At 80.9% G+C, this 4,991-nt stretch carries 2 protein-coding genes; one reads left to right on the plus strand and one right to left on the minus strand.

Features of this window, described 5'->3' with window-relative positions; genetic code table 11:
* The first annotated feature begins 72 nt into the window (after positions 1-72).
* Positions 73-1,680 carry a depupylase/deamidase Dop gene (gene dop / locus ACFUMH_RS18580; RefSeq protein ID WP_378209012.1) on the plus strand — a complete coding sequence of 536 codons (1,608 nt, stop codon included), beginning with the start codon at positions 73-75 and terminating at the stop codon, positions 1,678-1,680.
* 7 nt (positions 1,681-1,687) lie between these two features.
* Here dop and ACFUMH_RS18585 read toward each other — a convergent pair.
* On the minus strand, positions 1,688-4,991 hold a 3,304-nt coding region (locus ACFUMH_RS18585; protein ID WP_378209014.1), incomplete at its 5' end, for an SCO7613 C-terminal domain-containing membrane protein.

Below are 4,991 nucleotides of genomic sequence, written 5' to 3' on the forward strand. Positions count from 1 at the left end.
GGTCCCGGGACGGTGCGCCGCGGTGCGTCCGGCGGGGGGAGGTCCCCGCCGATCCCGCCTAGGGTGGGCGCCGTGACCGTGCGCCGCGTGATGGGCATCGAGACCGAGTACGGCGTCCTGCAGCCGGGCCGGCCGATGGCGAACCCGATGCTGCTGTCGAGCCACGTCGTCGCGGTGCACGCGGCGGCCCGGGAGGCGGGACGCACCCGCGCCCGCTGGGACTACGACGACGAGGACCCGCTGCACGACGCCCGCGGGTTCCACCTGCAGCGGGCGTCCGCGCACCCGTCGATGCTCACGGACTCCCCGACGGTGCCGGCGCCGTCGGGCGACGGCCCCCAGGAGATGCCGCGGGCCACGGTCGAGGAGTACGAGGACCCCGGCGCCGCGAACGTCATCCTCACCAACGGCGCGCGGCTGTACGTCGACCACGCGCACCCGGAGTACTCGTCGCCGGAGGTGACGAACCCGCTCGACGCGGTGCGCTGGGACCGGGCGGGCGAGCTCGTCATGCTCGACTCCGTGCGCGCGCTCGCGTCGAACGCCGCCCTGCCCGACGTGACGCTGTACAAGAACAACGTCGACGGCAAGGGCGCCACGTACGGCATGCACGAGAACTACCTCGTCGACCGTGCGGTGCCGTTCGCCGACCTCGCCGCGCGCATCACGTCGTTCCTGGTCACCCGGCAGGTGTTCACGGGCGCGGGCCGCGTCGGGCTGGGCCAGCGGGGGGAGACGCCGGGCTTCCAGCTCGCGCAGCGGGCGGACTACATGGAGGCGGAGATCGGCCTCGAGACGACGCTGCGCCGGCCCATCGTCAACACGCGCGACGAGCCGCACGCCGACCCGACGCGGTGGCGACGGCTGCACGTCATCATCGGTGACGCGACGATGCTCGAGGTCGCCACGTACGTGCGGCTCGGGACGACGTCGCTCGTGCTGTGGCTGATCGAGCAGGTCGAGGCGGGCGCGGTCCCGCGCGACGTCGTGCGGGCGCTCGACCGGCTGGCGCTGCGCGACCCGGTCGGCGCGGTGCAATCCGTGAGCCACGACCTGACGCTCACGGAGCAGCTCGAGCTCGCCGACGGGCGCCGGCTGACCGCCCTCCAGGTGCAGGCGGAGTACCTCGCCGCCGTGCGGGCGGCGCTGGACGCCGCGGGCGGGTCGCCGGACGAGCAGACGGCCGACGTGCTGGCCCGCTGGGCGTCGCTGCTCGAGCGGCTCGGGACCGACCCGGCCTCGTGCGCCCGCGAGGTGGAGTGGCTCGCGAAGCTGCGGCTGCTCGAGGGCATGCGCCGGCGGGACCACCTCGCGTGGGACCATCCCCGGCTCGCGGCGGTCGACCTCCAGTGGTCGGACGTGCGGCCGGAGCGCGGCCTGTACCACCGGCTGGTCGGGGCGGGCGCCGTGGAGCTGCTGGTGACGCCGCGGGAGGTCGCCGACGCCGTCGTGCACCCGCCGCAGGACACGCGCGCCTACTTCCGGGGGGAGGCGGTGGCGCGGTACGCGGGCGAGATCTCCGCCGCCAGCTGGGACTCCGTCGTGTTCGACGTCGCCGGTGCCGAGACGCTCCAGCGCGTGCCGATGCGGGACCCGCTGCGCGGCACCCGCGCCCACGTGGGCGACCTGCTCGACCGCAGCCCCGACGCGGGGTCGCTGCTGGCCGCCCTCGGGTCCTGACGGGCGGTCACCGCATCGCGGCCACCACCCGGACGGCCTCGCGCGCCTCGCGCACGCGCCGCTCGTAGGTGAGCCCGAGCGCCAGCACGGCCGTCCCGCCCACGGCGAGCAGCACCCAGCCGTCGACGCGCGCCAGCGCGGTCGCGGTGACGGGGGTCAGCAGCACCGCCGCTGCCGCGAGGGCCGCACCCGCCCCGAGCACGAACGGCGCCTGCAGGCGCCGGACGGCGCCGGCGAGCGTCGCGACGAGCGCGAGGACCAGCGTCGTCGTCGCCCGCCACGGCGTGGCGGCCACGAGCAGGCCGACGAGCGGCGCACCGACCGTCAGCGCGACGGGGACGCCCAGCGTCGCCCAGGAGCCGGCGGCGGCGTCGCGGTGCAGCCGGCGCGCGCCGACGGCCGCGGCGACCAGGCCGACGAGCACGAGCGGGACCTCCACCGGCTCCGGGCCGCCGCGCAGCGCCGCGACGACACCGGCCGTCGCCGCGACGACGAGACCGAGCCGCGCGTCGTCCCGCGCCCGGTCCAGGAGCGCGAGGGCCGCGCCGAGCACGAGCACGGCGCCCGCCCGCCACGCGCCGGCGCCCGTGCCGTCGACGGCCACGAGGACGGGCACGACGAGCAGGGCGACGACGCCGGCGCGCGGGGCGGCCGCCTGCAGCGCCCACCCGGGGGACGTGGTGCTCGCGAGCACCACCGCCACGGCGACCACGACGGCGGCGACCGCGGCGGGCAGCTCGACGGCGAGCGGACCCGGCACCGCGGCGACGGGCGGCCCACCCGGCGCCGCTCCCGTGCGGGTCACGACGACGGCCGCCAGGGCGTCCGCCCACGGGCCGAGCACCGCCACGGCCGCGGCCGCGGCGGCGGTCGTGCGTGCGACCCGCAGCGACCCCGGCGCGGCCGCGTGCTGAGCGTCGGGGCGGGGTGACGGCCGCGCCGCGTGGGCGAGGGCGAGGAGCACGACCGCGCCGGCGGTCCAGGCCAGTGGGCGCAGGTCGCCGGTGCGGACGACCAGCGAGGGCACGAGCGCGAACCCGCCGAGCGCGAGCCAGCGCACGGGGGCGCCGGCCGGACCGCGTGCGGCCAGGACGGCGGCCGCGAAGGCCGTCGCGGCCACCGCGGCGGCGGGGGCGTCGGCCAGGTGCGGCGGCACGACCGCGGTCGCGACCGCCGCCGACCCGGCGGCGAGCGCCAGGCCGAGGTCGCCCAGGAGCGGGGCCGGGGACGGCACGCCCGCGCCCGCCGGGCGCCCGGGCGCGACGCGCAGCGCCCGACCGGCTCCCAGCAGCGCGGCGGCGACGCCGACGGCGCCGAGCAGCCCGAGCCGGACCGCCGCCGGCACGGTGCCCGGCTCCGCGGCGCCGGCGGCCGCCGCCGTGGTGAGCAGGGTCGGCAGCGCCACCACGGCGAGGACGCACCACGGGGCCAGCGCGACGACGAGGGCCGGACCGCGACCGGGCCACGAGCGGCGGGCCGCGGCAGCGGCCGCCACGAGCAGCGCACCCGCGGCGAGCGCCCACGGCTCGACGAGGGGCGCGGTGCCCGGCGCGGACCCGACCGCCTCCGTGAGTGCACGACGACCCGGGCCGAGGAGGGCGAGCGCGCCGACGAGGACCGCGAGCGCCGCGCCGCTGCGGCGCGCGTCCGTCCCGGTGCCCCGCCGGGTGAGGGCGAGCGCCGCGGCGGCGACGAGCACGGCGGCGGCGGCGGTCAGCAGGCCGCGGTCGAGCCAGCGGCCGCCCACGGGCAGCACGGCGGGCAGCACCGCGGTGGGCAGCGTCGCGAGCGCGGTGCCGCCGCCGAGGAGCGGCGCCGCGCCACCGAGGCGGAGCCGCAGCCGCGCGGCGCCGACCGCGACCAGCGCGAGCCCGGACGGGACGAGGTACGGCTCGGGCGCCGTCGCGCCGCCGGCGGCGAGCACCACGCACCACGCGGCGGAGCCGAGCGCCCACGTCAGCCACCACGCCGGCCGGCGGTCGCGGTGGACCGCCCAGCCACCCGCCGCCGCGGCGGCGGTCGCCAGCGCGGCGGCGGTGGCGGTGGGGCCCGCGAGGACGGCGGCGAGCCCGCCGCACGCGGCGACGGCCCAGCCGACCTGCTCCGCGGCGTGTCGTGCTGCCGGGCCGCCGCGGCGCACGGCCAGGTGGGCGGCGAGCACCGAGGCGGCCCCGATCGCGACGGCGAGCAGCGCGGCGCCGGCGGGCGTGGGCACGTCGAGGACGGTCCGGGCGGTGGCGACGGCGAGCGCGACGACGGGCGCGGCGGCGGCGGCGCCGGCACGCACGGCTCCCGGCCCGCGGCGGGGCAGGTCCCCGAGCAGGGCGACCACGACGGCGGCCGCGCTCGCCGCGGCCGCCAGCGGCGCGACGGCGCCCGGGCCCGACGCCGACGGCGCGGCTGCCGACGCCTGCCACGCCACGGCCCACGCCACGGCCCACGACGCCGCGGCGGCCCCGGCAGCCGTGAGCAGGGCGGCGGTGCGCTCGGTCCCGTGCGCGCGGGCGCGGCCGGCGCGGGCGAGCAGCGCGGCGACGACGGCCGGTGCCGCGAGGCCGACGGCGGCTGCGGCCGCGATCCCGAGGACGGTGACGACCGCGGCACCGCCGAGCAGGGCGAGACCGCCGGCCACGGCAGTGGAGGCTGCCGCCGCAGCGGGGGACCGGCCCCAGGCGCGGGCGTGCACCGCCACCGCGACGGCGACGGCCGACGCGGCGGCCAGCCACGCCGGCGCGGCGGACCCGGCGACGAGTGCGGCGCAGGCGGCGGCGACGGCGCCGGCCCGGGCGGTGCCCCGCCAGGCGGGCGCCCGCGTCCCGACCAGCACCCACGCGGCGGCCGCCACCGACGTGCCGGCCATGGCGAGCGCCGTCCGCCCGTCGGGGGCCACGAGCGGCAGCGCCGGGGCGAGCACGAGCACCGGCGCGGCCACGGACGCCAGGACGGCCGCCCCCGAGCGCCCCAGGAGCACCGCCCCACCCGCACCGGCACGCGCCGCACGGCTGCCCAGGACCGCCGCCCCTGCGAGCACCGCCACACCGAGCGCCGACGGCACGGGGGATGGCACGGACGACGGCACGGACGTCGTGAGCAGGCCCAGGAGCAGCACGACCCCCACCCACGCGGCCGAGCCGGCCGCGAGCACCGTCGCGGTCACCGCCGTAGCGCGCGTCGCGGCCCGCGGCAGCCGCCGCGCGGCGCCCGCGTGCGGCGGGACGGCCGTCGTGACGAGCACGGCGACGACCACGACGGCGAGCGCGGCGGCGTGCCAGCTCGTCGCGAGGCCGGAGCCCCAGGCACGGGCCCCCGCC

This window comes from Cellulomonas sp. NPDC057328, assembly GCF_042667215.1.
Classification (GTDB): Bacteria; Actinomycetota; Actinomycetes; order Actinomycetales; family Cellulomonadaceae; genus Cellulomonas.